Origin of the sequence: Staphylococcus caledonicus (assembly GCF_016238465.1) — a bacterium.
Lineage (GTDB): Bacteria > Bacillota > Bacilli > Staphylococcales > Staphylococcaceae > Staphylococcus > Staphylococcus caledonicus.
On the sequence record NZ_JABTXV010000002.1, the window covers coordinates 336289 to 360348 of the forward strand.

17 protein-coding genes and 2 pseudogenes are annotated in these 24060 nt (G+C 35.4%); 11 read left to right on the forward strand and 8 right to left on the reverse strand.

Annotation, left to right across the window (positions count from 1 at the left end; genetic code table 11):
- Position 1: 1 nt before the first annotated feature.
- The 7 genes and pseudogenes from gntK to HS848_RS08260 all read left to right on the forward strand — a co-directional run bounded on the left by gntK (position 2) and on the right by HS848_RS08260 (position 8947).
- Positions 2 to 1540 carry a gluconokinase gene (gene gntK, locus HS848_RS08230; RefSeq protein ID WP_198611956.1) on the forward strand — a complete coding sequence of 513 codons (1539 nt, stop codon included), beginning with the start codon at positions 2 to 4 and terminating at the stop codon, positions 1538 to 1540.
- A 36-nt stretch (positions 1541 to 1576) separates the two neighbouring features.
- Positions 1577 to 2935, forward strand: a complete 1359-nt coding sequence (locus HS848_RS08235; RefSeq protein WP_198611957.1) for a gluconate:H+ symporter — start codon at positions 1577 to 1579, stop codon at positions 2933 to 2935.
- A 177-nt stretch (positions 2936 to 3112) separates the two neighbouring features.
- Entirely contained in the window at positions 3113 to 3979 is an 867-nt protein-coding gene (gene galU / locus HS848_RS08240) for a UTP--glucose-1-phosphate uridylyltransferase GalU (protein ID WP_107508048.1), read from the forward strand.
- 829 nt (positions 3980 to 4808) lie between these two features.
- Complete coding sequence (locus HS848_RS08245) at positions 4809 to 5000, forward strand: hypothetical protein (protein WP_198611958.1); 192 nt, start codon at positions 4809 to 4811, stop codon at positions 4998 to 5000.
- A gap of 522 nt (positions 5001 to 5522) precedes the next feature.
- Positions 5523 to 6991, forward strand: a pseudogene (locus tag HS848_RS08250) (Sau3AI family type II restriction endonuclease).
- A 105-nt stretch (positions 6992 to 7096) separates the two neighbouring features.
- A pseudogene (dcm, locus tag HS848_RS08255) lies at positions 7097 to 8335 on the forward strand (DNA (cytosine-5-)-methyltransferase).
- Positions 8336 to 8755: 420 nt separating this feature from the next.
- On the forward strand, positions 8756 to 8947 hold the full coding sequence (locus tag HS848_RS08260) for a hypothetical protein (RefSeq protein WP_198611959.1): 192 nt from the start codon (positions 8756 to 8758) through the stop codon (positions 8945 to 8947).
- A gap of 220 nt (positions 8948 to 9167) precedes the next feature.
- Here the strand turns inward: HS848_RS08260 and HS848_RS08265 are convergent, their stop codons facing one another.
- Positions 9168 to 9434 carry a DUF1413 domain-containing protein gene (locus tag HS848_RS08265; RefSeq protein ID WP_198611960.1) on the reverse strand — a complete coding sequence of 89 codons (267 nt, stop codon included), beginning with the start codon at positions 9432 to 9434 and terminating at the stop codon, positions 9168 to 9170.
- A gap of 185 nt (positions 9435 to 9619) precedes the next feature.
- Between HS848_RS08265 and HS848_RS08270 the strand changes: the two genes are divergently transcribed.
- Together HS848_RS08270 and HS848_RS08275 are read left to right on the forward strand one after the other, a co-directional pair.
- Positions 9620 to 10315 carry an SDR family oxidoreductase gene (locus HS848_RS08270; protein ID WP_198611961.1) on the forward strand — a complete coding sequence of 232 codons (696 nt, stop codon included), beginning with the start codon at positions 9620 to 9622 and terminating at the stop codon, positions 10313 to 10315.
- A gap of 78 nt (positions 10316 to 10393) precedes the next feature.
- Positions 10394 to 11635 carry an acetylornithine deacetylase gene (locus HS848_RS08275; protein WP_332871289.1) on the forward strand — a complete coding sequence of 414 codons (1242 nt, stop codon included), beginning with the start codon at positions 10394 to 10396 and terminating at the stop codon, positions 11633 to 11635.
- Between the two features lie 338 nt (positions 11636 to 11973).
- Here HS848_RS08275 and HS848_RS08280 read toward each other — a convergent pair whose 3' ends face one another.
- The 3 genes from HS848_RS08280 to HS848_RS08290 form a co-directional block, all read right to left on the reverse strand.
- Entirely contained in the window at positions 11974 to 14139 is a 2166-nt protein-coding gene (locus HS848_RS08280; protein WP_198611962.1) for an RNA degradosome polyphosphate kinase, read from the reverse strand.
- A 97-nt stretch (positions 14140 to 14236) separates the two neighbouring features.
- A complete protein-coding gene (gene ppx, locus HS848_RS08285) occupies positions 14237 to 15778 on the reverse strand; it encodes an exopolyphosphatase (RefSeq protein ID WP_107508184.1) in 1542 nt (513 codons plus the stop codon).
- Between the two features lie 199 nt (positions 15779 to 15977).
- Entirely contained in the window at positions 15978 to 17522 is a 1545-nt protein-coding gene (locus HS848_RS08290) for an AbgT family transporter (RefSeq protein WP_198611963.1), read from the reverse strand.
- Between the two features lie 253 nt (positions 17523 to 17775).
- On the opposite strand from HS848_RS08290, the gene HS848_RS08295 reads away from it, so the two are divergent.
- Entirely contained in the window at positions 17776 to 18594 is an 819-nt protein-coding gene (locus HS848_RS08295; RefSeq protein WP_107508186.1) for an SDR family oxidoreductase, read from the forward strand.
- A 350-nt stretch (positions 18595 to 18944) separates the two neighbouring features.
- Here the strand turns inward: HS848_RS08295 and HS848_RS08300 are convergent, their stop codons facing one another.
- Positions 18945 to 19136: a hypothetical protein gene (locus HS848_RS08300; RefSeq protein ID WP_198611964.1), complete on the reverse strand. Its 192-nt coding sequence runs from the start codon at positions 19134 to 19136 to the stop codon at positions 18945 to 18947.
- A gap of 22 nt (positions 19137 to 19158) precedes the next feature.
- Entirely contained in the window at positions 19159 to 20235 is a 1077-nt protein-coding gene (locus HS848_RS08305; RefSeq protein WP_198611965.1) for a M42 family metallopeptidase, read from the reverse strand.
- A gap of 156 nt (positions 20236 to 20391) precedes the next feature.
- On the opposite strand from HS848_RS08305, the gene HS848_RS08310 reads away from it, so the two are divergent.
- Positions 20392 to 20850 (forward strand): YehR family lipoprotein, encoded by a 459-nt coding sequence (locus tag HS848_RS08310; RefSeq protein WP_198611966.1) that lies wholly within the window; start codon positions 20392 to 20394, stop codon positions 20848 to 20850.
- An 89-nt stretch (positions 20851 to 20939) separates the two neighbouring features.
- Here the strand turns inward: HS848_RS08310 and HS848_RS08315 are convergent, their stop codons facing one another.
- Both HS848_RS08315 and HS848_RS08320 read right to left on the reverse strand, forming a co-directional pair.
- Positions 20940 to 22226: an O-acetylhomoserine aminocarboxypropyltransferase/cysteine synthase family protein gene (locus HS848_RS08315; RefSeq protein WP_198611967.1), complete on the reverse strand. Its 1287-nt coding sequence runs from the start codon at positions 22224 to 22226 to the stop codon at positions 20940 to 20942.
- A gap of 140 nt (positions 22227 to 22366) precedes the next feature.
- Positions 22367 to 23926 (reverse strand): FMN-binding glutamate synthase family protein, encoded by a 1560-nt coding sequence (locus HS848_RS08320; RefSeq protein ID WP_198612172.1) that lies wholly within the window; start codon positions 23924 to 23926, stop codon positions 22367 to 22369.
- Between the last annotated feature and the right edge of the window lie 134 nt (positions 23927 to 24060).

Below are 24060 nucleotides of genomic sequence, written 5' to 3' on the forward strand. Positions count from 1 at the left end.
TATGAAATACATGATTGGCGTTGATATTGGTACTACAAGTACGAAATCAGTATTATACGACGAAAATGGACAATTGATTATGAAACATCATATCGGTTATCCCTTACATACGCCAAACGTAGATGTTTCTGAAGAAAACCCTGATGAATTATTTGATGCCGTACTTATGACAGTAAAATATGTCGTTAGAGAAGCGGGCATCAACAAAGCGGATATTAAATTGATATCATTCAGTGCCCAAATGCATAGTTTAATCGCATTAGATGCGCAACATAGCCGCTTAACAGAAAGTATCACGTGGGCGGATAATCGTGCTAGTAAATATGCTGAAATGATTAATCAACAACATAACGGTTTTGACATTTACCAACGCACCGGTACACCGATTCATCCAATGTCTCCGTTAGCTAAAATCTTTTGGATGAAACATGAACAACTTGAAATTTATCATCAAACGGCCATGTTTGCCGATATTAAGACATATATTTTCCATCAACTTTTTGAAACATATGTTATCGACCATTCAATGGCATCTTCTACAGGTATGTTTAATTTGGAAAATTTAGATTGGGATGACGAAGCGCTTCAATTATTAGGTATTACACGTGAACAACTACCAGAGCTAGTACCAACTACACACATACTGAAAGGTATGAAGAAACGCTATGCTACATTAATGGGCATCGACGAAGATACGCCAGTCGTTGTTGGCGCAAGCGATGGCGTGCTCTCTAACCTCGGAGTAAATAGCTATAAAAAAGGCGAAGTCGCAGTCACAATTGGAACGTCTGGCGCTATTCGTACAGTGATTAATCAACCTCGTACAGACTATAAAGGACGTATCTTCTGTTATGTCTTAGATGAAGACCATTACGTGATTGGTGGACCAGTGAATAATGGTGGCGTAGTCCTTAGATGGTTAAGAGATGAACTACTTGCAAGCGAAGTAGAAACGGCTAAGCGTTTAGGCGTCGATCCTTACGATGTTCTTACTAAAATCGCTAGCCGAGTGAAACCAGGCGCCGATGGATTAATCTTCCATCCTTATCTTGCTGGGGAACGTGCACCTTTATGGAACGCAGATGCGCGCGGTTCATTCTTTGGCTTAACACTCTCACATCAGAAAGAACATATGATTCGTGCCGCTTTAGAAGGTGTACTGTATAACCTTTATACCGTCTATCTTGCTTTAGTAGAAGTGATGAATGAAACACCTAAGACCATTAAAGCGACAGGTGGCTTTGCGAAGAGTGAGATGTGGCGTCAGATGATGGCTGACATCTTTGATACAAATCTTAACGTGCCAGAAAGTTATGAAAGTTCTTGCCTAGGCGCTTGTGTACTTGGTCTTAAAGCTTTAGGTGAGATTGATGATTTTTCTATTGTTGAAAAGATGGTCGGCACTACACATGAACATCAACCAAATCAAGATACTGTCAACGTCTATCAACAACTAGTGTCTATCTTTATTAATTTAAGCCGTTCACTTGAAGAAAGATATGCAGAAATAGCAGATTTTCAACGGAAACACATGCAATAAATCAGTACATAAAAAGAGAAACAGGGAGGTTTTACGATGTTTGGAGAAATTTGGCCACTAATTAGCGTGGTTATTGGGATATTATTACTATTGTCACTTATTATATTCTTGAAGCTTAATACATTTATTTCGTTAATCGTCACATCAGTCGTAACTGCCATTTTACTCGGCATGCCACTGAATAAAATTATGGAAACCATTGAAAATGGAATGGGCAGCACACTTGGACATATCGCATTAATCTTTGGTTTAGGTGCGATGCTTGGTAAATTACTCGCAGACGGAGGCGGGGCAAACCGCATTGCCGATACGTTAATCGCTAAATTCGGACAAAAACACGTCCAATGGGCAATGCTTATCGCAGCCTTTATCGTCGGCATTGCACTATTCTTTGAAGTAGGGCTAGTTTTACTTATACCATTAGTATTTACAATCGCCAAACGTGCTAACGTATCACCATTAAAACTTGGCTTACCAATGGTGACTGCGCTTTCAGTAACACATGGCTTCTTACCACCACACCCTGGTCCAGTAGTCATCGCTAAAGAATTAAAAGCGAACTTAGGCCAAGTATTATTATTCGGCATTATTATCGCGATACCCGTGACTATTATAGCCGGACCAATTTTTAATAAATTAGCACAAAAAATAATTCCTTCAGCCTATACACGTAAAGGCGACATTTCAGCATTAGGTTCTCAAAAAGAATTCAAAGAGTCTGAAATGCCAGGCTTTGGACTAAGTATATTCACAGCCATCTTACCAGTTATCCTAATGTTAATTTCAACGATTGTACAGTTGGTCACTGGACACGAAGAAGCGAAAAATATTGTCGAACAAATCATTTACTTCATAGGTACTGCAGGTACAGCAATGTTGATTTCTGTCATCTTCGCTATCTTCTCAATGGGCTTACAACGCGGTAGAAAAATGGACGACATTATGAAATCAGCCACTAACGCGATTTACCCAATCGGCATGATGATCTTAATCATCGGCGGTGGTGGTACATTCAAACAAGTCCTTATCGACGGTGGCGTTGGTGATACTATTGCGAAAATGTTTGAAGGTTCAACTATGTCACCGATATTACTAGCATGGATGGTCGCAGCAGTTCTACGTATCGCACTAGGTTCAGCAACAGTGGCAGCCATTTCAACGACAGGTATTGTCTTACCATTATTACAACATTCAGACGTAAACGTCGCACTTGTCGTTCTTGCTATCGGAGCCGGAAGCGTTATCCTGTCACACGTTAACGACGCAGGCTTCTGGATGTTTAAAGAATACTTCGGATTAACAGTTAAAGAAACTTTCTTAACATGGTCATTACTAGAAACCATTATCTCAGTATCAGGTATTATCTTTATCCTGTTTATTAGTTTATTTGTTTAAAATTAAGATACATTACTATTTCGTCATTAAAGGTTGAGATATCCTCTCAACCTTTTTATAATTTGAAGCGGTTTCTATTTATAAAGCAAACATTAGGCTATCACTAGGAATGACACATAAAGAGTGATAAACTAACAAATGATAAAACAACAGAATGTACAAAGGAGTTACTCAAGTTTGAAACAAATAAAAAAAGCTATCATACCTGCCGCTGGTTTAGGAACAAGATTTTTACCAGCTACCAAAGCGATGCCTAAAGAAATGCTTCCAATCTTAGATAAACCTACCATTCAATACATAGTGGAAGAAGCCTCTCGCGCAGGAATTGAAGATATCATTATAGTAACTGGCAAACATAAACGTGCGATTGAAGATCATTTTGATAATCAAAAAGAATTAGAAATGGTACTAGAAGAAAAAGGTAAAACAGAATTACTTGAAAAAGTAAATTATTCAACAGGTTTGGCTAATATCTTTTACGTTCGTCAAAAAGAACAAAAAGGGCTAGGCCATGCTATTTATACAGCACGTCAATTTATCGGTAATGATCCTTTTGCGGTCTTATTAGGCGATGATATTGTTGAATCTGAAGAACCTGCGATTAAACAATTAATGAATGTCTATGAAGAAACAGGACATTCAGTCATCGGTGTACAAGAAGTAGAAGAAGACGTTACACATCGTTATGGCATTATTGATCCTTTAGAAAAAGAAGGCCAACGTTACAAAGTTAAACAATTTGTAGAGAAACCTAAACAAGGGACTGCACCTTCCAATTTAGCGATTATGGGTCGTTATATCCTGACACCAGAAATATTCGACTACTTAAAAACGCAAAAAGAAGGCGCCGGCAACGAAATTCAATTAACCGACGCAATCGAACGCATGAACGCCGATATTCCAGTATACGCATATGACTTCGATGGCAACCGCTACGATGTTGGAGAAAAACTAGGTTTCGTCAAAACAACAATTGAATACGCCCTTAAAGATCCGAAAATGAAAGATGAACTTGTACATTTTATTAAACAGCTCGGATTATAAAAATAGAGCCTAAAGCGTAAGTTAATATCAAACACCCTGAATGATTAACTAATATCGCTTTAGGCTCTTTGCGTATTAAGAAATACGCTACACCCGCTTAAAATGTCCTGCGCCTGCCTTATATTTGGAGTAGAGAGAAGGCATTAAACATGACGTGTGTCTTCTTACCTTGTCATAGTTAAATGATTAAAACATCTTTAGTTTGGCATAATGATAAATCGTTGCTCATTTTGACTATACTCGTTTCAAACAAAAAATAAATTTAACATCATTTTAACTAAACAAAATAAGAGACAAAATATAAAACTAACTATGAGAGAAACCCATCCTATTTTCCGCTAGGATGAGCATCCCCGGGGAGTTACATATGTAATGTCCCCCCCTTATGATTCTCCGTATATTAGACCGAAATCTAATATGCATTTATTATATTCGAAAAAACACCACAAGCAGTAGCAATCTTTTGACTAAAAATATCACTTTTTTGACTAATTTATAAAATTCAGCCTAAAAATCATGAAACTCTAAGAAATTGATTAATAAAAAGGGGTATGAATAATATATATAATAAATTTAAGGCAATATATTAAAAAAGAATTGAGAGAATTTGTATAAACCTAGAATGAGCAATAGAAAATGATGAAAAGACACAAAAATACTGGTATCAGTAATTATTTACCGAATACCAGGTATTTTGAAGGAAATCAGATTGTTCATTTTCGGTATGGTAGACCGAAAAGAAAACAACAAGAACTATCAAAAGTTCTTTACAAATTTAAGTATATAAAACGCAAAGTTATTTTGCAATTAAACAAGGAGTGGAAACAGCATGAGTGATTATAGAAACATTATTGTAAAGGTCATAAATAGTGATATTACAGGATATAAAATATATAAAAAAACAGGTATTAGTCAAAGTGTAATATCAGGATTGAGAAACGGTGATAAAGCCGTAGATGATTTAACACTAAAAACAACGGAAAAACTTTATACGTTTTTTAAAGAAGAAATGAATAGCTAGAGACCATTTTAGAAATAAAAATTGGATTATTATGCGACCTTACATAGATAAAAAATAAACAAAGGGACTCATCCTACTCTACTTTAAGATGAGCCCCTAAGGAATTTTACCAATTGAGAATTAATGGCATTCCCAACGGTAGTTAGATCGATCTAACAGAATTATGGAAAGAAAAAGCAAAAATACTATTCACTAATAATAAATAATTACATCTCATTTTCCGCTAAGATGCATATAGGAAGACTTTGAATTTCTCTTTCCATACCCACACAAACCTCCGATTGTGTAATAGCTATAAAACTATTACAAAATTAAATTATAATATAAATAATTTATATTTAAACCCCTAGAAATAGCAATCTTTTGACTAAAAATATCACTTTTTTAACTAATTACGTGAAAATCAATTAATCATCTATAAATAGCTATTTAAAATATGAATTTTTTATATGAGAAAATACAAATATAGCTACGTATTATATAATTAATTTAAATAGGAGTTTTAGAATTGGAGATGATTATATGACTGAATACAAAACTAAGGAAGAAGTTCATAATAGAGCTAAAGAAGCAGTGGGTAAAACTTTAAAAGAATTAAATAATGGAGCGCCTGTAAGTGAATTTAAAAGTTCGGTTGGAGATGCCTTCGAAGCTTGGTTTGGTAAAACAAAAGATAATGATAGTAAGCCAGATATGGAAGAAGCAGGTGTAGAATTAAAAGCAACTCCTTTTAAAAATTAAAAAGTGGAAAGTATAGTGCTAAAGAAAGGTTAGTTTTAAATATAATAAACTATGAAAAAGTTGCTAAAGAACGCTTTGAAGATAGTACCTTTTTATATAAAAATGGAACGATTGAATTAGCTTTTTATGAATATATCAAAGATGTCAAAAGAGAAGAATGGAAAATTGAAGAAGCAGTATTATATGAAATGAAGAAAAATCCTGTAGATTATGAAATTATTAAAAATGATTGGCATACTATACATCAGTATATCAATGAGGGAAGAGATCATGAGCTAAGTGAAAGTTTAACTGATTATTTAGCCCCGTGTACTAAAGGAGCTAGTTCTAAATCAGTTCGTAAACAACCATATTCAGACATACCAGCTAAACAAAGAGCCTTTTCATTTAAATCAGGTTATATGACATCTATACTAAGAAAATATATTTTAGGCGATGAAAAAATTGATTCAATTATAAAAGATAGAATTGAAGTTAAAAACAAAAGTATTGAATCAGTTGTAAGAGAAACGTTCGAACCTTATTATAACTGGCCTATTAGTAAATTGTGTGAACATTTTGATATAAAACAGGGCGGTAAAAGTGTCAATTATCTAATAGCTTCTGCAATTTTGAATCTAAAAAATAAAGTCAAAAATGGTAACCAATTTCCAAGAGTGGAAGAGTTTGAAAAGGCATCAATAGTTCTAAAAACAGTTAAATTTGATGAAAATAATATAAATAAAGAAAGTATGTCATTTCCTACTTTTAAATTTAAAGAGCTAGTTAATGAAAAATGGGAAGATGAAAATGGAAATCCTTCTGCGACATGGCATAATTATTTACTAGAAACTAGATTCTTATTCTTTATTGTCAAAACAGAAAATAATGAAGATGTATTTAAAGGAATTAAATTCTTTAGTATGCCTGAAAAAGATATTAAAGGTCCAGTTAAAAAAGTATGGGAAGATACAGTTTCGAAATTAGAAAACGGTGTTGAACTTACTGCGAAGTACAATAAAGACGGAGACGTTTTGAAAATTGAAAATAACTTTATTAATAAATCTGATAAGATGATTTGTCATGTTAGACCTCATCAGTCAAAAGCAGATTATAGAGTTAATGGAGAGTGTGCAGACTATTTACCAGCTCCTGCAGTTTGGAATAATCGTCCTAAAGATACAAAAAAATATTCTGATCAATGGATGACTAAACAATGTTTTTGGTTGAATGCAGATTATATAAAAAAACAAGTTGAAGATATGCTGTAGAAAAGTATGTTAAAATAGATATGTTTTTCAAAAGAAAATTATCGGAACGTTTGTTCGTGTTTTGTGATATAATAATTTCAACAAGGATATTAAAGGAGGTGCCTAATGAGTACAATCAAAGTTGCTGAACTTTTCGCAGGAGTTGGAGGATTTCGACTAGGATTAGAAAATACAAAAAATAAAATTTTTGATGTTACTTGGGCAAATCAATGGGAACCTTCAAAAAAAATACAACATGCTTTTGACTGTTATAATAGTAAATTCGCAACGGGAAAACATGTAAATGAAGATATTGGATTAATTAGTGATGAAGAACTAGCAAGCACTAAAGCTGATATGGTAGTTGGTGGATTTCCATGTCAAGACTACTCTGTAGCTAGAAGTTTAAGTGGATAATTAGGTATACAAGGCAAAAAAGGAGTTTTGTTTTGGCAAATAGTTAGATTTATTCAAAACACTTATCCTAAATATCTTTTATTAGAAAATGTAGATCGCTTATTAAAATCTCCCTCAAAACAAAGAGGACGTGATTTTGGAGTTATGTTATCAACATTAAATGAATTAGGGTACGATATTGAGTGGCGAATTATTAATGCTGCAGATTATGGCAATGCTCAAAGAAGACGTAGAGTTTTTATTTTTGGCTATAAAAGAGATTTGGATTATGCCAAATTGATGGAAAACTATTCATTAGAAGATTTGATTTATAACTCTGGTATGTTTGCCGAAGCATTTCCAGTAGAAAATGAACCTAATAAAAAGAGAATAAGTTCAATTACAATATCAAGTGATATTGTTGAGATGTCTGAGAATTTTAATTTTCAATTTTTTAATAGTGGCGTTATGAAAAACGGAAATGTGTTAACTATTGATACTATACCTAAATATGAAAGTTCAACTCCCTTGAAAGATATAATTTTAGAGGATGTTAATGATAGTTATTTACTTACTAAAGATAAGATAGAAAAATTTAAATATTTAAGAGGCGCTAAGAAAATTAAACGAACTTCAAAAGACGGACATGAATATTATTTTTCTGAAGGTGGAATGTCAGAGTTTGACTCGTTAGATTTACCAGCAAGAACAATGCTGACTAGTGAAGCTTCAGTTAATAGAAGTTCTCATCTGTTAAATATAAACGGCGTCTTTAGGACTTTAACCCCAATAGAAGCTGAAAGACTAAATGGATTTCCTGATAATTGGACAGATACTATGCCAGATAGAATGCGGTTTTTCTGCATGGGAAATGCTCTAGTTGTGCCTATAGTTACACGAATTGGTAACCAAATTGAAAAAATAGAACAAATGACTAAAGACGAATTTAGTCAACTGAAATTATTTTAAAGACAGCACTTTATTTAAAGTGTTGTTTTTTTATGTTTGCTAATAAAATATATAAGTCTTTAATAAAAATAGAATGCTCACTAAAGTATAACTAGTTTTCAATTCATACAATTATTAAGAGGTATCCCAAAATGGTGGGTGGAGTGTTGTTGTGCGACTCCTAGCGTAAAAGAACGAATGGCGAGACCGTGGCTCGTCGAGTTCACGCAGGAAAGCGTCACAACATAAACGCAACCCAAACCCATTTTGATTCCTTTTTTTACGAAACATCACATTAAATACTATCTGCATAAAAATATTAAAAAGATTAGATTTTTAAAAATAATGAACTATTTGTGAAAACTATCACAAATCACTTTAAATATTTTAAAAAGCGTGTATGATATGAAGTGTAAGGAATAAGTAATTGGAGTGATACGGATGAGAAAAGTAATTGAAGATGTAATTTTTTCTGAAGAAGGCAGCTACGATATTTATTTAAAAACAGGTGTAAACCAAGGCACTATTGGCGATATTAAAGATGGCTATTTAACAATCGACTCAATTCCTTATATCGATGCCGAACGATTATACTTCTATGGACTCGAACGTAAAACACTCGTAAGCAATTAACACAATTTGAATGACCTCCTATAACATTCAAGAACTTACTATGCCTTCGTTGGTGAGCAGTCGGAGGCATACCATAAATATACCCCTAATCATCATGGAATAATGTGTTGAAAAGGCTGGGACACTTCTACAAAAGTGCCCCAGCCTTTCATGTGATACGAGCTAATTGAAACTACAGTATGCTCAATCCATACTTAATCTATTCCAACTCTCGCATATATTACACTGCTTTAAAATTCTTCTTAACTTCATTATATTGATACTCTTGATTATATAACTTAAATTTATAATGCTCTGCACTTGAGAAAGGCATTCTCACACGTGGAATACGATCAATCTGTGCAATAAATTCTCTCTCCTGACGCGTACGTTGCTTTACACTCATCTCTAACCATTCTTCCTCAGTAAATAAATCCTTGAAGCGGAATGAGAAACTCGTTCTACCAATGTTACCACGTAATGCTTGAATACGTTCAGTAAATGTCACTCTCGTCATCCTCTCTTTCTATATGCCCATGAATCCTATATCTTAACTTTATTACGTTTTCACAAATAATACAATTCTTCATAAGCTTTTCTCTGAGAATTTTTGAAAATTAAAGCAACCCAAGTTTAGTCAACGATGATTAAGGATAGGTAATCAATGACACTAAAGTAAAGGGTGAAGTTGAAATGGCAGAATTAAATGGACGTGTAGCAATTATTACAGGAGCAAGTAGTGGTATTGGAGCAACAACCGCTAAAACACTTGCACATCAAGGCGTAAAAGTCGTCTTAGCAGGACGTGACGAAGACAAACTACAAGAAGTAGCAAGTGATATGGCAGAAGGCGACTATCTCATTACGCCAACAGATATCACATCTAAAGATGAAGTCGACGCACTAGTTGAAAATGCCGTCGCTAAATTTAAACAAGTCGACATTCTAGTCAATTGCGCCGGTATTAACGGCTCATCTAAAATTACAGACTATGACGTCGACCACTGGGACGCGATGATAGATACGAATGTCAAAGGCTTATTATATAGCTTGAACGCCGTGTTACCACACTTTGAAGAACAAAGCAGTGCTCATATTATCAATTTAGCCTCAATTTCTGGCTTTGAAGTATCAAAAGACAGTGCAATTTATAGCGCAAGTAAATCAGCAGTAGTACGTATCGTAGAAGCCTTAGAGAAAGAATTAGCGCGTACAGGCATTAAATCGACAAGCATTTTACCAGGCATGGTAGATACACCTATGACGGAAAACACTGATTTCGGTGGACGTAAAAAGTTAGACCCTGAAGATATCGCCAATGCGGTTATTTATGCTTTAACACAACCGGACCACGTTAATGTTAATGAAGTCATTGTCCGACCAGTGTAAACAGGGGCTAAATAATATCCTGTAAAATGTTACACTAGAATTGACATACGCTTAGTGTATTCAATTTTATACAAGGATGTGACTGATATGGAACAACGTCTTTATGACTTATTAGATTTATTGGTTAAGTATAATACGGAGAGCCCTCCTGGACGTAATACAGATCCACTACAAGATGAGATTGAACATGTATTAAAAGACTTAGGTTTTAGCATTCAACGTGAACAACTGTACAAGAATGATAGTGTGATTGTGGGCACCTTGAAAGGTAAGAATCCTAATGCACCGAAGTTAATTTTAAATGGCCATGTAGACGTAGCTTCTGTCGATGATGACTCGAACTGGACTTATCCACCATTTAAACTTACGCAAAGTGGCGACTGGCTTTATGGTCGTGGTGTGAGTGATATGAAAGGCGGCATGGCCTCATTATTTTATGTTCTTGAAAAGTTACGCCAAGAAGGACACCAACCTGAAGGCGATATTATCGTACAATCGGTCGTAGGTGAAGAAGTAGGCGAAGCGGGCACAAAATTAGCGTGTGAAATTGGTCCGAAAGCGGATTTAGCTTTAGTCTTAGATACGAGTGAAATGATGGCATTAGGTCAAGGTGGCGTTATTACAGGCTGGGTAACAGTGAAAAGTAAAAATACTATCCATGATGGTGCCCGTAGCCAAACCATTCATGCAGGCGGTGGCTTATTTGGCGCAAGCGCTATCGAAAAGATGACCAAAGTCATACAAGCCTTGAATGAGTTAGAACAACATTGGGCCGTTATGAAACATAGTCCTGGTATGCCACCAGGTGCCAATACTATTAATCCTGCAGTGATAGAAGGTGGCCGTCATCCAGCCTTTATTGCAGACGAATGTCGATTATGGATTACGGTACATTACTTGCCAAATGAAAGCTATGAAGATGTTATAGCGGAAATTGAAGATTACTTGAATCGAATGGCCAATGCAGATATTTGGTTACGAGAGAACCCATTACAGTTTGAATGGGGCGGAGAATCTATGATTGAAGATAAAGGTGAAATCTTCCCGAGCTTTACGATTCCAACAGAACATCCTGGATTTAAACAATTACAAGATGCACATCGAACAGTAAATGGTACCGACATGCAATATGGCATGAGTACGACTGTTACAGATGGTGGTTGGACAGCACATTTTGGTATTCCAACTATTTTATATGGACCAGGAAGCCTTGAAGAAGCACATAGCGTAGACGAAAAAATAGAAGCTTCAGAATTAGAGACCTATAGCAACGTCTTATATACCTTCCTCAAACATTGGTACCAAAACCCTGAAAAATAAAAAGTGAGATTGGGTTAAAAATATCTCAGTACTAAGTAATTATTTAATATTAATGTGGTTTATCGATATTAAAGTAAACAAAGTCGATTTAACTGCAAAGTATTTAAGTGTAAAATTACATGTATATAACGTAGTATTGTTGGCGAGACTCCTAGGGAAACAAGACAAACTGAAGACTGGGGCCCAAACGTCAGTATGGGCTGGCTGAAGTTGTCTCCCAGGAACGCGAGCCAAACAATACGAAGTATTAATATGAAAATGGCGTAGAAATAATTCATAATTGAATCATTTCTACGCCTATAGTTTGGAATTAAACCTAGCTTTTTCGTATTAAAATCCTATTTTTTTAATGAACGTCGAATACGGTTAACCCAACCTGCTTTACGTTTAGAAACGACAGGCATGCCTGATGGTTGCGCAGATTTTTTCTTTAGTTCTTGACCATATTCAACAGCTTCACGCATTAAATACACTTGAGAATTTAATGGTGATAAATTATTTTCAACATAATGGTAATTACCCTCTTGGTCTTGATAACGACCTTTTTGATTATCAGATAATTGTAAATTCATAAAGTCTACTAAACGTTTACCAATTTCTTTATCTTCAACAGGGAATAAAATTTCCACACGTTTAATCATATTACGTGTCATTACATCGGCAGATGATAAATAAATACGCTCATCGCCATTGTTATGGAAGTAATAAATACGAGAATGTTCAAGTAAACGTCCTACGATACTTACCACTTCGATATTTTCACTAATACCAGGGATGCCTGGTTTTAAGCAACAAATACCTCGGATAATGAGTTGAATCTTCACGCCAGCTTGTGATGCTTCGAATAACTTTTCAATGATAGCTTTATCAGTTAAAGAGTTCATCTTCATCATAATCTTACCGTTGCCATGTTGAAGGTGACTATTAATCTCTTTGTCGATACGGTCGATAAAGACGTCACGAATGTCGAATGGCGCAACGATTAATTTATTGTACTCTGGTTTCACTGAGTAGCCACTTAGGTAATTGAAGAAGTTAATCGCGTCTTCTGCAATTTCTTTATTAGTGGTAATAATACCCATGTCAGTATAAAGTTTCGCAGTTTTATCGTTATAGTTGCCTGTACCGAGATGGACGAATGATGTTAATTCGCCGCCGATACGTTTAACGACTAAGGCGATTTTACTGTGTGTTTTTAAATGTGTCATACCGTAAATCACGTGACAACCTGCATCTTCTAACATACGTGCCCAGTGCACATTATTTTCTTCATCGAAACGAGCTTTTAATTCTACTAGCACCGTTACTTGTTTACCTTTTTCAGCAGCTTCTTTTAAACTGTTGATAATCGGTGAATCCTTACTTACACGATAAAGCGTTTGTTTAATCGCGATTGTATTTGGATCATCCGCCGCTTCACGTATAAAGTCGACGATAGGTTCAAATGATTCGTAAGGATGGTGGAAGAAGATATCACGTTTTAATGCTAATTCATATACATTGTTATTTCCTAAAGAACGAGAAATTTGTGGTGAATACTTCTTATAAGTTAAATAATTTAGTTTATGAGACAGATGATCAACTAAGCTAAAGATAAATGTTAAATCTAATGGACCATCTAAGAAATAAACGTCTTGTTTATCTACTTCTAATGTTTCAACCAACCAGTCTAAATCATCACGATTCGCAGTGCGACCATCTACTTCTAAGCGCACGGCAGAACCGCTTTTACGTTCTTTAAGGAAACGTTCAATTTCGATTAATAAGTCTTCAGCACCATCTTCATGGATAGTTAAATCGGCATTTCTTGTAATTCTGAATGTGAACGTATTTAAAACTTCATATCCTGTGAATAAATAATTGATGAAGTATGAAATGACATCTTCAATCATCAAGACATATTGCTTAGGACCTTCGTTGTAAGTTAAGAATCTCGGAATTAGCGATGGAATTTGTACAATCGCTGAATTAATCGCATCCTCTGTATCAATATCAACGAAGATGTTTAAGCTTTTATTATTAAGTTTTGGAAAAGGATGATACGCATCGATACCAAGTGGTGTTAACGTTGGTAGAATGGTCAATTTAAAATCTCTTTCTAACTTTTCTAATAGAGATTCTGATAATTTGTCTGGTTCACACATTACGATGTCGTAATCTTTAAGTTCGTTCATTAATTCGTTGTAACGTTCATATTGTTTGTTTACATATTTTTTAGCTTTTTCTTGGATGGCATCGACTTGTTCTTGTGGCGTCATTTGTGCTTTGTTTTCAGGCTTGTCGTAACCTAGTTTCACTTGGTCTTTTAAACCGGCCACACGCACCATAAAGAATTCATCTAAGTTTGAGCTAAAAATAGAAATAAAGTTTAATTTTTCTAATAATGGATTGTTATTATCATATGACTCTTGAAGTACGCGATAGTTGAAGTCTAACCAACTTAATTCGCGGTTATTATAGTATTGTGGTAAGCTAATATCATTTTCTCCCAATTGAGTTTGCATATTCCGAATACACCTCGTCATTTCCTCAAATATACTTTGTTTAATTAATTTTTTAGTGGAAGGCACAACTACCTAACTTTAAAATAGCATAGTTATTTTAAGATTTTGTAAAGATGATGGAAACTTTCCCTTTAAGTATCTTTTCTATATGTTTTTTTTGTCTTACAGCTTGATACTCTTCAGCGATAGGTTCACCTTCAGTATAAAATACGGTTAATTCGTAATCCTCGTCACCTTTTTTCTTCTTCTTCAATACGACATCTTCAACGAAACTAGTGTGTGAGATGTTTAATGCATTGATGAACTTGATAATACCCCCGAGAGTTTGAATTGTATCTATTTCTTTATTGCTAAACCAGTCCGTTTCTTCGCAATAGAATTTCAATAATGATTTATTTTTGAAACTAGCTAATAATGCTAATTTGACACGATCTTTGTGTGTATAGCCATTAATCATTGAGTTCGCGATAATATAGTACGTATGTGGTGAACTTGAATCGGAATCGATAAAACTACCTAAGTAATAAATATAAGTTCCTTCTTCAAATAAACGTTGGTCGTTCTCACTAATATCTAAATCAGCCAGCTCGATAAGTTGTGCAAGTAAAGATTTCGCCAGTTTTAATCGTACTTGTGATGTCACGTCTTCAATAATATATTCACGTGCTAAGAAATGAATCGATTCTTTACGAACATTGTGCTTATCGAACACATCAGGATAGCGTTCATTCACTTGATGAATGATATAGCCTTCACGAAGCCCATTTCTTGAAAATGTAAATTGTTTTGCGTCTACTTTCTTATAAAGTGCTTTAAAGACCGAAACGGCAGGTAAAATAATGTCAGCACGATCGCGACTTAAGCCATCAAGGTTCGTTAACTCATCACGAGAACTTTTACGAATAAGGTCAAAGACTTCATCGATATCTTTATATGTCATTGTATAGTTATGCACGCCACCGATAGGGTAAGAATGTTTCGCTTGGTGGATACGAGCAACGTTACGTGCAGAACCACCTACACCTACAAGTGAGACATCTTGGCCTTTTAACCAATCTAATGTATCGAATTGTTGTGCTAAGAATTTCTCCATATCTTTAATGGCACCTTTGTCGTTGTGCGCTTTGCCGTCGAAGAATTTGCGGTTTAGCGTTACGACGCCGAATGGGAAACTATGTGCTTTAAGAAGTTCTTTATCTTTAAATAATGTGACTTCTGTTGAGCCGCCACCAATATCTACTGAAACGCCATTTTCAATTTCTGTGGTATGTGTAATCGCATAGTAACCGTAAAACGCTTCATCTTCTTCAGGTACAATTTTAATATCCATGTCGACTTCTTTTTTAACTGCTTTTATAATATCAGCGTTATTTTTAGACTGACGAATTGCAGCTGTCGCAATTGGATGTAATTCTGTGACGTTAAACTTCTCAGAAACGGATTTAAAACTGTGTAAGGCATCTATTAAAACTTGAATACCTTCTTTACTCATTTCGTTATCTTTATTGAGATATTGGCTAAGACGGGCAGGTGTTTTAATGTTTAGTAATTCATTAATCCCTGTCGCTTTATCAAATTTAAATATAACTAGCCTGATGGTGTTTGACCCAATATCTATTAAACCTATACGTTCTTCCATCGTGTCCTCCTAAATTGCTAAAAAATAGCTGAATTTATACACTCTCTATACTTATATTTTACCGTAATATTGCCGTTTGAAAAAGGGACTGGAGCAGAAATCTTATTTAATAAATAAGAATTTATTTACCCAAGTATTTAATTTATTTATGAAAATGATCATCGACTTTATTTAGTCGAAAAATAACTGAATTTACATGTTATTTTGGTATTTTAATCGGTCCACCTGGTCCTAATGGAAGTCCGATTAAGTACCATACAATAATAAAGAGTGTCCATATGATAGATAAGGCAATGGTGTATGGCATAAGACTTGAAAGTAGAGAGCCAAGCTTCATATTTTTATCATACTTTTGCGCATAAGATAAGATGAGTGGTAGGTAAGGCATCATAGGTGTAATTGGATTTGTAACTGAGTCGCCTATACGATAAATCATTTGCGTAAAAGCAGGGTGGTAGCCCACTAAAATCATCATCGGGACAAAGATTGGAGCGAGTATTCCCCATTTAGCAGAGGCACTACCAATGATGAGGTTGATTAAACTACTTAACACGATAATACCGATAATGAGGACAATACCGCTTTGATGTTGTAATAACATAGCCCCGTAAACAGAGACAATAATGCCTAGGTTACTCCATTGTAGAAAGGCGAGTAATTGAGCGGCAAAGAAGACGATGAGGATGAATGCGCCCATTGAACCTAAAGATTCACTCACCATGGCGCCTAAATCTTTAGAATTGTTGATTTGTTTACTAAGAACGCCGTAGACAATACCAGGTATTAAAAAGAGTACGAGAATAACGAGACCCACGCCATTAATAAGTGGGGAATCATCAATCAGACTACCTGTTTTAGCGTTACGTAGCCAGCTACCTTCAGGAAGGCAACAAATAATAAGTGCAACGACTAAAACGATAAATGACATATTTGCCCAGAATAATGCATGCTTCTCTGTTGTTGTTATAGTTGATGATGTTTCTTCGTCCTCATCGATGTTAGATTGACTTTCATCGTAAGTACCTAGGCGTGGTAGCACGATTTTAGTCGTTGTAAAATAAATGACTGGCAACACGAGAAAGACACTCGCAGCAATAAAATACCAATTCATTGCGACGTTAATCTTTACACTATCAGAAACAATCTTTGTTGCAGGTTCTGTAAAAGCATATACTAAGGCATCTTGCATGCCGATAAGTAAGTTAGCACCAAATCCTCCTACAGCTGAAGCGTATGCCATAGCCAAGCCGGCAATGGGATGGTAACCAATTTTAATGAAGATCATCGCTGCGAGTGGTGGTAAGATAACTGTCGCAGCATCCCCAGCTAAACTTCCTAAAATACCAATTAAGATGATAGTAGGTACAATCATCTTCTTTGAGGCTTTATTGACTACTGAAATCATTAGTTTGTCGAAATAGCCTGACTTCTCAGCGGCACCGACACCAATCATGACAGCTAGTACAAGCCCAAGTGCAGGGAACTCTGAAAAGTTCTTAATTGCATCATTCATAATCATTGCGATGCCTTCGGTACTGATAATATTTTTAATATGTATCATTTCTCCGCTACCCGGGTGTTTAACTGACACATCGAATAACGACACAATCCATGTGATGACGGCTAAGCCCACACATATTAAAAAGAATAGTACAGCAGGATCTGGTAATTTATTACCTGCTTTTTCAACAATATTAAGAAATCGATTAATTAAAGATGGTCTTTCTTTTGCCTTTGTAGTCATAAAGTAGCCCCCTTTGTTAGTTAACGTAAAGTATAACAAACATTATTTTAAAATATACCAATTTTCAGAAATTTTACATAAGAAAAAATTATAATATTTATAAGATATAACAAATTAAAATAAGTAAATTAAGGCGATAAGGTAAAGCGCTATCATTTTCAGAAGGGGTTTGAGTACGCTTCAAGAGTGGAACATAAGAATTATATAAAACTTGAATTTCTAGATAGATATTTAAAAATGGAGTGAATGCGTTATGAAACGATTAGAAAATAAAATAGCAGTCATTACAGGGGCCAGTACTGGAATTGGTCGAGCTTCAGCGGAAGTGTTAGCTAATGAAGGTGCGCATGTTTTAGCGCTAGATATTGCAGATGAACTTGAATCTACGGTTGCAGACATTAATAATAATGGTGGTAAAGCAACGGCGTATAAAGTGGATATTTCAGATGATAAACAGGTTCAAGACTTTGCTGATCAAGCGAAAAAAGAGTATGGGCGCATTGATGTTATCTTTAATAATGCAGGCGTCGATGATAACGCTGGCCGTATTCATGAATATCCAGTAGAAGTGTTTGATAAAATCATGGCAGTTGATATGAGAGGAACGTTCTTAGTAACGAAATTCTTATTACCTTTAATGATGGAGAACGGTGGTTCAATTATTAATACATCTTCATTCTCAGGCCAAGCTGCAGACTTATATCGTTCAGGCTACAATGCGGCGAAAGGAGCAGTCATCAATTTCACGAAGTCAATTGCGATTGAATATGGTCGTGAGAATATTCGTGCTAATGCGATTGCGCCAGGTACAATTGAAACGCCATTAGTTGATAATTTAGCTGGTACAGAAGATGATGAAGCGGGTAAAACTTTCCGTGAAAATCAAAAATGGGTAACGCCACTAGGTCGATTAGGTAAAGCGGAAGAGGTAGGTAAACTTGTCGCGTTCTTAGCCTCAGATGATAGTTCATTTGTGACTGGAGAAACAATTCGTATTGACGGAGGCGTTATGGCTTATACTTGGCCAGGCGAAATGTTAAGCGATAACAGTTGGAAAAACTCAGTAGAATAAATTTACGGAGTGGGATAGAAATTTAAAATATAGGAATGTTATAATGCTCACAAAAAGGTGGGTTTAAAGTGATTACGATAATTAGTTGGATTATCACGTTTTTAATTTTAGTGATAATAGGCACCGTAATTACAAAATTGAAAAACAAAAAATAGTTAATATATTCGTATTTGATATGAAGAAAATAAAGTCAATTTAAGATTAAATTCAGACAAAACAAGGCTAGGACATTATATAAAACGTCCTAGCCTTTAGTCTATCAGTTTTTAATTATAAATAGTTCTTTTGATGTGTAGTGACTAAACCATTAACATTGTAATGTAATTTTAGTATGTCTTAATATATTCTAATTACTGTTGTTTTGCGCAAGTTTCACATAATTTATATTGATTATCCGCCCAACTTGCTAGCTGAGTCATACCTTTTAAATCATTAGCCTTAACTTTAAGTGTAACTGTTTCATCTTTACGCAATTCATTCTTACAATTTGAGCATTTCATAACGCCGAATATTGATTTTTTTGAATCACTATTTGAAAACATGTCATACCTCCAAAGTTATTCATTACCATTTAATTTTATCGTATGCGTCGTCGTTAAGTGAACGTATGATTTCTGTAACTAGACGTACTGAATTTTCATAATCGTCAGTGTGGAGTACAGAAACGTTAGAGTGCATGTAACGAAGTGCTACACCAATTGAGATGGTTGGAATACCTTCGTTAGCAACATGAAGACTACCTGCATCAGTGCCACCGCCAGGCGTTGTATCCCATTGTACCGTAATATAATGTTTCTTAGCGACTTCTTTAATATGTTGACGTAAGCCTTGATGCGCAACGTTAGACGCATCCATTAAAATTACGACAGGACCATTACCAATAGCTGTATCACTGCCTAGATTAGTCATTCCTGGTGTATCATAAGCGACTGCTACATCAACCGCAATGGCTAAATCAGGTTTAATCTTGTTAGCAGCTACTTTCGCACCACGTAAGCCTACTTCTTCTTGAACTGTGCCTCCTGCATAAACATTGATACCGATATTTTCATCTTTAATGTTATTTAATACATCAACAGCTAACGCACAACCATAACGGTTATCAAACGCTTTAGCCGTTAAATATTTACCGTTAGCTAATTGTTCAAATTCGCTATAAGGCGTAATCATATTACCGACCTCGATACCGTGTTGTTCCGCGTCTTCTTTGCTTCGCACACCAATATCTATAAACATATCTTTAATTTGAACAGGTTGCTTTCTTTCTTCAGCACTTAACGCATGTGGTGGTTTAGATCCAATAACACCGCGTATTTCCGTACCATCATCAGTTGTAATAGTTACTTTTTGTGATAACATCACTTGATTCCACCAACCACCAATAGGTTGGAATTTGATAAAGCCGTCTTTATCGATTTTAGTAACAATAAAGCCGATTTCATCTAAATGACCTGCCACCATTAATGATTTAGTACCATTTTTACTTTCTTTTTTCCCGAAAATGCCACCCAAACCATCTTCAATAATTTCATCGCTCACTGGTTCGAGATACTCACGCATTTTCTCCTTAACCTGATGTTCATAACCAGCGATGCCATTAACGTCCGTTAATGATTTGAGTAATTCGATTGATTCTTTCATTGTCACACGCTCCCAATAGAAATAGATACTATTATTGTAGCATGCCTAGATTTAATTTTCTGAAAAAAGTGTTTGTAATAGAAAGTATAAGGTAATGTTATAGATAATGAGATATAATTTAGTTGAAAATGACATAGTGGGAAGTAGATGAATAGGATGAAAAAATTCTTAACGTTAACGATAATCTTAGTGTTAAGCGTAGGTATACTAGGGGCTTGTAGTAAAGAGCGTTCTAAAACATATGAGGGGAACGTGGAAGGTAAACACGTCTTAACGACGCTATCTTATAAGAAGAATAAGGTAGTTAAACAATCGACAGTGAGCACATTGAAATACAATGATTTGGGCATGGCGAGAAAAGAAGGTAAGACTGCGTTTAAAGAGAACCGTCCATTGAAACATTTAAAAGGTGTGACATATCGTTTAGAGAATAATCATGGTAAATGGGTGGAAAATATAGATATCGATTATACAAAGGGAGATATCAAAGAAATTAAACAATACTTCTCATTAGCCTTAACTTCTAAAAATGATAAGAAAGTTAATATGGAAGGCACAGTAAGACAATTAAAACGTATGGGATTCACTCAAAAAAGTAATATGACAGATGATTAATAAGAAGGTCGGGTCATTAATTAAACTTTGAGTAACTATTAAGTAGTTGCTCAAAATTTAAACAATTAATGACTCAACCTTAATATTTTTTAGATTGAATTTAGCGCTGCGTCAAGATCTTGGATGATATCATCAACATTTTCAGTTCCGATAGATAAGCGGACCATTTCTGGAAGGACGCCTGACTGACGTTGTTCTTCTTCCGTTAATTGTTGATGTGTTGTGCTAGCCGGATGGATAACTAATGATTTAGAATCGCCAACGTTGGCAAGTAATGAGAATAATTGTAACTCATCGACAAAGTGGGCAATATCTTCGATAGAACCATCTACGCCGAAAGTTAAGATGGCGCCTTGTCCTTTAGGCAAATATTTATTAGCTAAATGATGATATTGACTGTTTTCAAGCCCAGGGTAATTTACCCAAGTTACTTTAGGGTGCTGGTCAAGGAATTGCGCCACTTTTAAGGCATTTTCAGAGTGACGTTCCATGCGTAAATGAAGTGTTTCAAGCCCAATTAAGAATTCATGCACGTTATATGGAGAGACGGCTGAACCTAAATCACGTAAGAGTTGAACACGTGCTTTAGTAATATAAGCCGCTTCACCTACATCGTTAGTATAAGAAATACCATGATAACTTGGGTCAGGTTCAACTAATCCTGGGAATTTACCATTATCCCAATTGAACTTACCGCTATCTACAATAACGCCACCAATAGATGTACCATGACCACCAATAAATTTAGTGGCAGAATGAATCACCACATCAGCACCATGTTCAAATGGACGGCATAAGTATGGAGAGGCGAACGTATTATCAATTACTAAAGGTACGCCATTATCGTGTGCAATCTTCGCTACCGCTTCAATATCCAATACATCAATTGCCGGGTTACCGATTGTTTCGGCATATACTGCGCGTGTATTGTCATTAATTGCTGATTTAAAATTATCTGGATTGCTTGGATCGACGAAATGAACTTTAATGCCTAACTTTTCAAAGGTAATATGAAGTAAATTGTATGAACCGCCATAAAGATTAGACGAAGCAACAATTTCTGAACCTGATTCTACAATGTTAAGTAAGGCAAGGGTAATAGCAGCTTGTCCAGAAGACGTTGCTAAGGCACCTACGCCACCTTCAAGTTGAGTGATACGTTCTTCAAAGACGTTTTGCGTAGGGTTCATAATACGTGTATAGATATTGCCGGGTTTAGCGAGTGAAAATAAGTCTTGTGCATGTTGCGTGTTATCAAAAACATAGCTTGAAGTTTGATAGATTGGAACGGCACGAGATTTCGAGAATTCATCAACTTCTTGACCTGCGTGAATCGTTTGAGTTTCAAATTTCCAGTTTGGATGTTGTTCTGACATAAATAAAACCTCCAATTGATAGAATATTCTGATATTTTTAATCATATTATACAGCAGTTTCAATTTAAATCAAACCAAATTACTAGGAATTAATAAACGAGGCTGGGCGCCGTTTATTAGCGCCTCAACCCCGTTTATATTTAATCAATTAATTTAAGTTTATAATTTGCGATATTTTCAATAGAGCCATCTTTACGTTTAATAACGATATGGTCGCTTGTAATCTCGTCTGGGCTTTTAACACCTACTGCAGCAGCGATATTAAATAATCCTTCATGTAAGCTTGTAATATAGTTGGTTACACGATATTGTTTTTCTTCTACAATTAAAGCTTTCTCTTTCTTAGGATCTGTTGTCGCTACACCGACAGGGCAAGTATTAAGATGACATTGTTGGCTCATAATACAACCAACGCTAATCATCATACCCCGAGCGATGTTTACTAAATCTGCACCTAGACCTAAAGCAATGGCTACTTTGTCAGGGGTAATTAATTTTCCTGAAGCGAAAATCTTCATCTTATCACGCACTTTATAGCGTTCTAATACACCCGACACGATAGGTAGAGCAGTAAATAATGGTAGGCCGACGCCATCTTGAAGCTCTTGGAAAGTGGCTCCCGTACCACCTTCACCGCCGTCGACAGTAATAAAGTCTGGATAGATATCAAGTTGAATCATTGTTTGGACAAGTTTCTCGATTTCTTCTACTTTACTCACGAGGATTTTAAAGCCTACTGGTTTTTGACCTAATTGACGAATCTTACCCACGAATTTTAATAAATCTTCTGGAGAGTTGATAAATTCGAAGCGGTTAGGTGAGTTAACTGTTTTATATGGTTCAATATTTCTAATTTGAGCAATTTCCTCTGTCACTTTATTAGCTTCCATATGGCCACCACGAGTTTTCGCACCTTGGGCAAGTTTAAGTTCAAAGGCTTTAACTTCTTTATGTTGTGCCATTTCCATAAACTTATCGTCACTAAAGTTGCCATCCTTGTCACGCACACCAAATAATCCTGGCCCAATTTGGAAGATAATATCGCCGCCACCTTTGAGATGGTATTCTGATAAACCACCTTCACCTGTGTTCATCCATGTACCGGCACGAGCTAGTCCTTGTGATAACGCGGTAATGGCACGTCCACCTAGCGCACCATAACTCATCCCCGATTGTCCTACTAAACGTTTGATTCTAAATGGATGCGCAAGTTCTTCACCTAAGACCACCGCATTGTCTGATGATAAATAGTATGGATCAATATCTTTTCTGTCACGATGTTCATCTCTTTTAAACAATCGCTCATTATCCACTGTATACACAAATGTTGAAATCATTGAAGCATTATCGATGTGAAGTTCATTTCGTTGTAGTGGAAACATCGTATTACGAATATAGAAACCTTCTTCATAGTCACGTTGTGAACCGAAACTTGACATACGTGTATTATATTTGCCGGCTAAGACAATATTAGTATATTGATTTCTTGAAAATGGTTTCCCCTCTGTATCATTCGCAAATAGATATTGACGTAATTCTGGACCGATTTTCTCAGCGAAATAACGCACGCGTCCTAGAACTGGATAATTACGTAATACACTATGTTGTGATTGCCCTTTATCTTTGAATAGGAAAATCAAAGCAAGGACGATTACTGCAAATATGATTATAAAAATCATGACATTTACAATAAATTGCATTGTTGTAAGTAATGATAACAATTAAAACTTCCCCCTTATATCCTTTTACAATTTCAATCATACACCAACACTTCTTTTTTACAATTCAAATTTTTAATAAATTTTAAATTTTTTATAATCGCAACTTTGTTACA

Coding starts and splice junctions, on each gene's coding strand:
- HS848_RS08295 (WP_107508186.1), top strand. CDS start 17,776: ATGAAACGATTAGAAAATAAAATAGCAGTCATTACAGGGGCCAGTACT.
- HS848_RS08320 (WP_198612172.1), bottom strand. CDS start 23,926: ATGCAATTTATTGTAAATGTCATGATTTTTATAATCATATTTGCAGTA.
- HS848_RS08235 (WP_198611957.1), top strand. CDS start 1,577: ATGTTTGGAGAAATTTGGCCACTAATTAGCGTGGTTATTGGGATATTA.
- HS848_RS08245 (WP_198611958.1), top strand. CDS start 4,809: ATGAGTGATTATAGAAACATTATTGTAAAGGTCATAAATAGTGATATT.
- HS848_RS08280 (WP_198611962.1), bottom strand. CDS start 14,139: ATGCAAACTCAATTGGGAGAAAATGATATTAGCTTACCACAATACTAT.
- HS848_RS08305 (WP_198611965.1), bottom strand. CDS start 20,235: ATGAAAGAATCAATCGAATTACTCAAATCATTAACGGACGTTAATGGC.
- HS848_RS08315 (WP_198611967.1), bottom strand. CDS start 22,226: ATGTCAGAACAACATCCAAACTGGAAATTTGAAACTCAAACGATTCAC.
- HS848_RS08300 (WP_198611964.1), bottom strand. CDS start 19,136: ATGTTTTCAAATAGTGATTCAAAAAAATCAATATTCGGCGTTATGAAA.
- HS848_RS08290 (WP_198611963.1), bottom strand. CDS start 17,522: ATGACTACAAAGGCAAAAGAAAGACCATCTTTAATTAATCGATTTCTT.
- ppx (WP_107508184.1), bottom strand. CDS start 15,778: ATGGAAGAACGTATAGGTTTAATAGATATTGGGTCAAACACCATCAGG.
- HS848_RS08310 (WP_198611966.1), top strand. CDS start 20,392: ATGAAAAAATTCTTAACGTTAACGATAATCTTAGTGTTAAGCGTAGGT.
- HS848_RS08270 (WP_198611961.1), top strand. CDS start 9,620: ATGGCAGAATTAAATGGACGTGTAGCAATTATTACAGGAGCAAGTAGT.
- gntK (WP_198611956.1), top strand. CDS start 2: ATGAAATACATGATTGGCGTTGATATTGGTACTACAAGTACGAAATCA.
- HS848_RS08260 (WP_198611959.1), top strand. CDS start 8,756: ATGAGAAAAGTAATTGAAGATGTAATTTTTTCTGAAGAAGGCAGCTAC.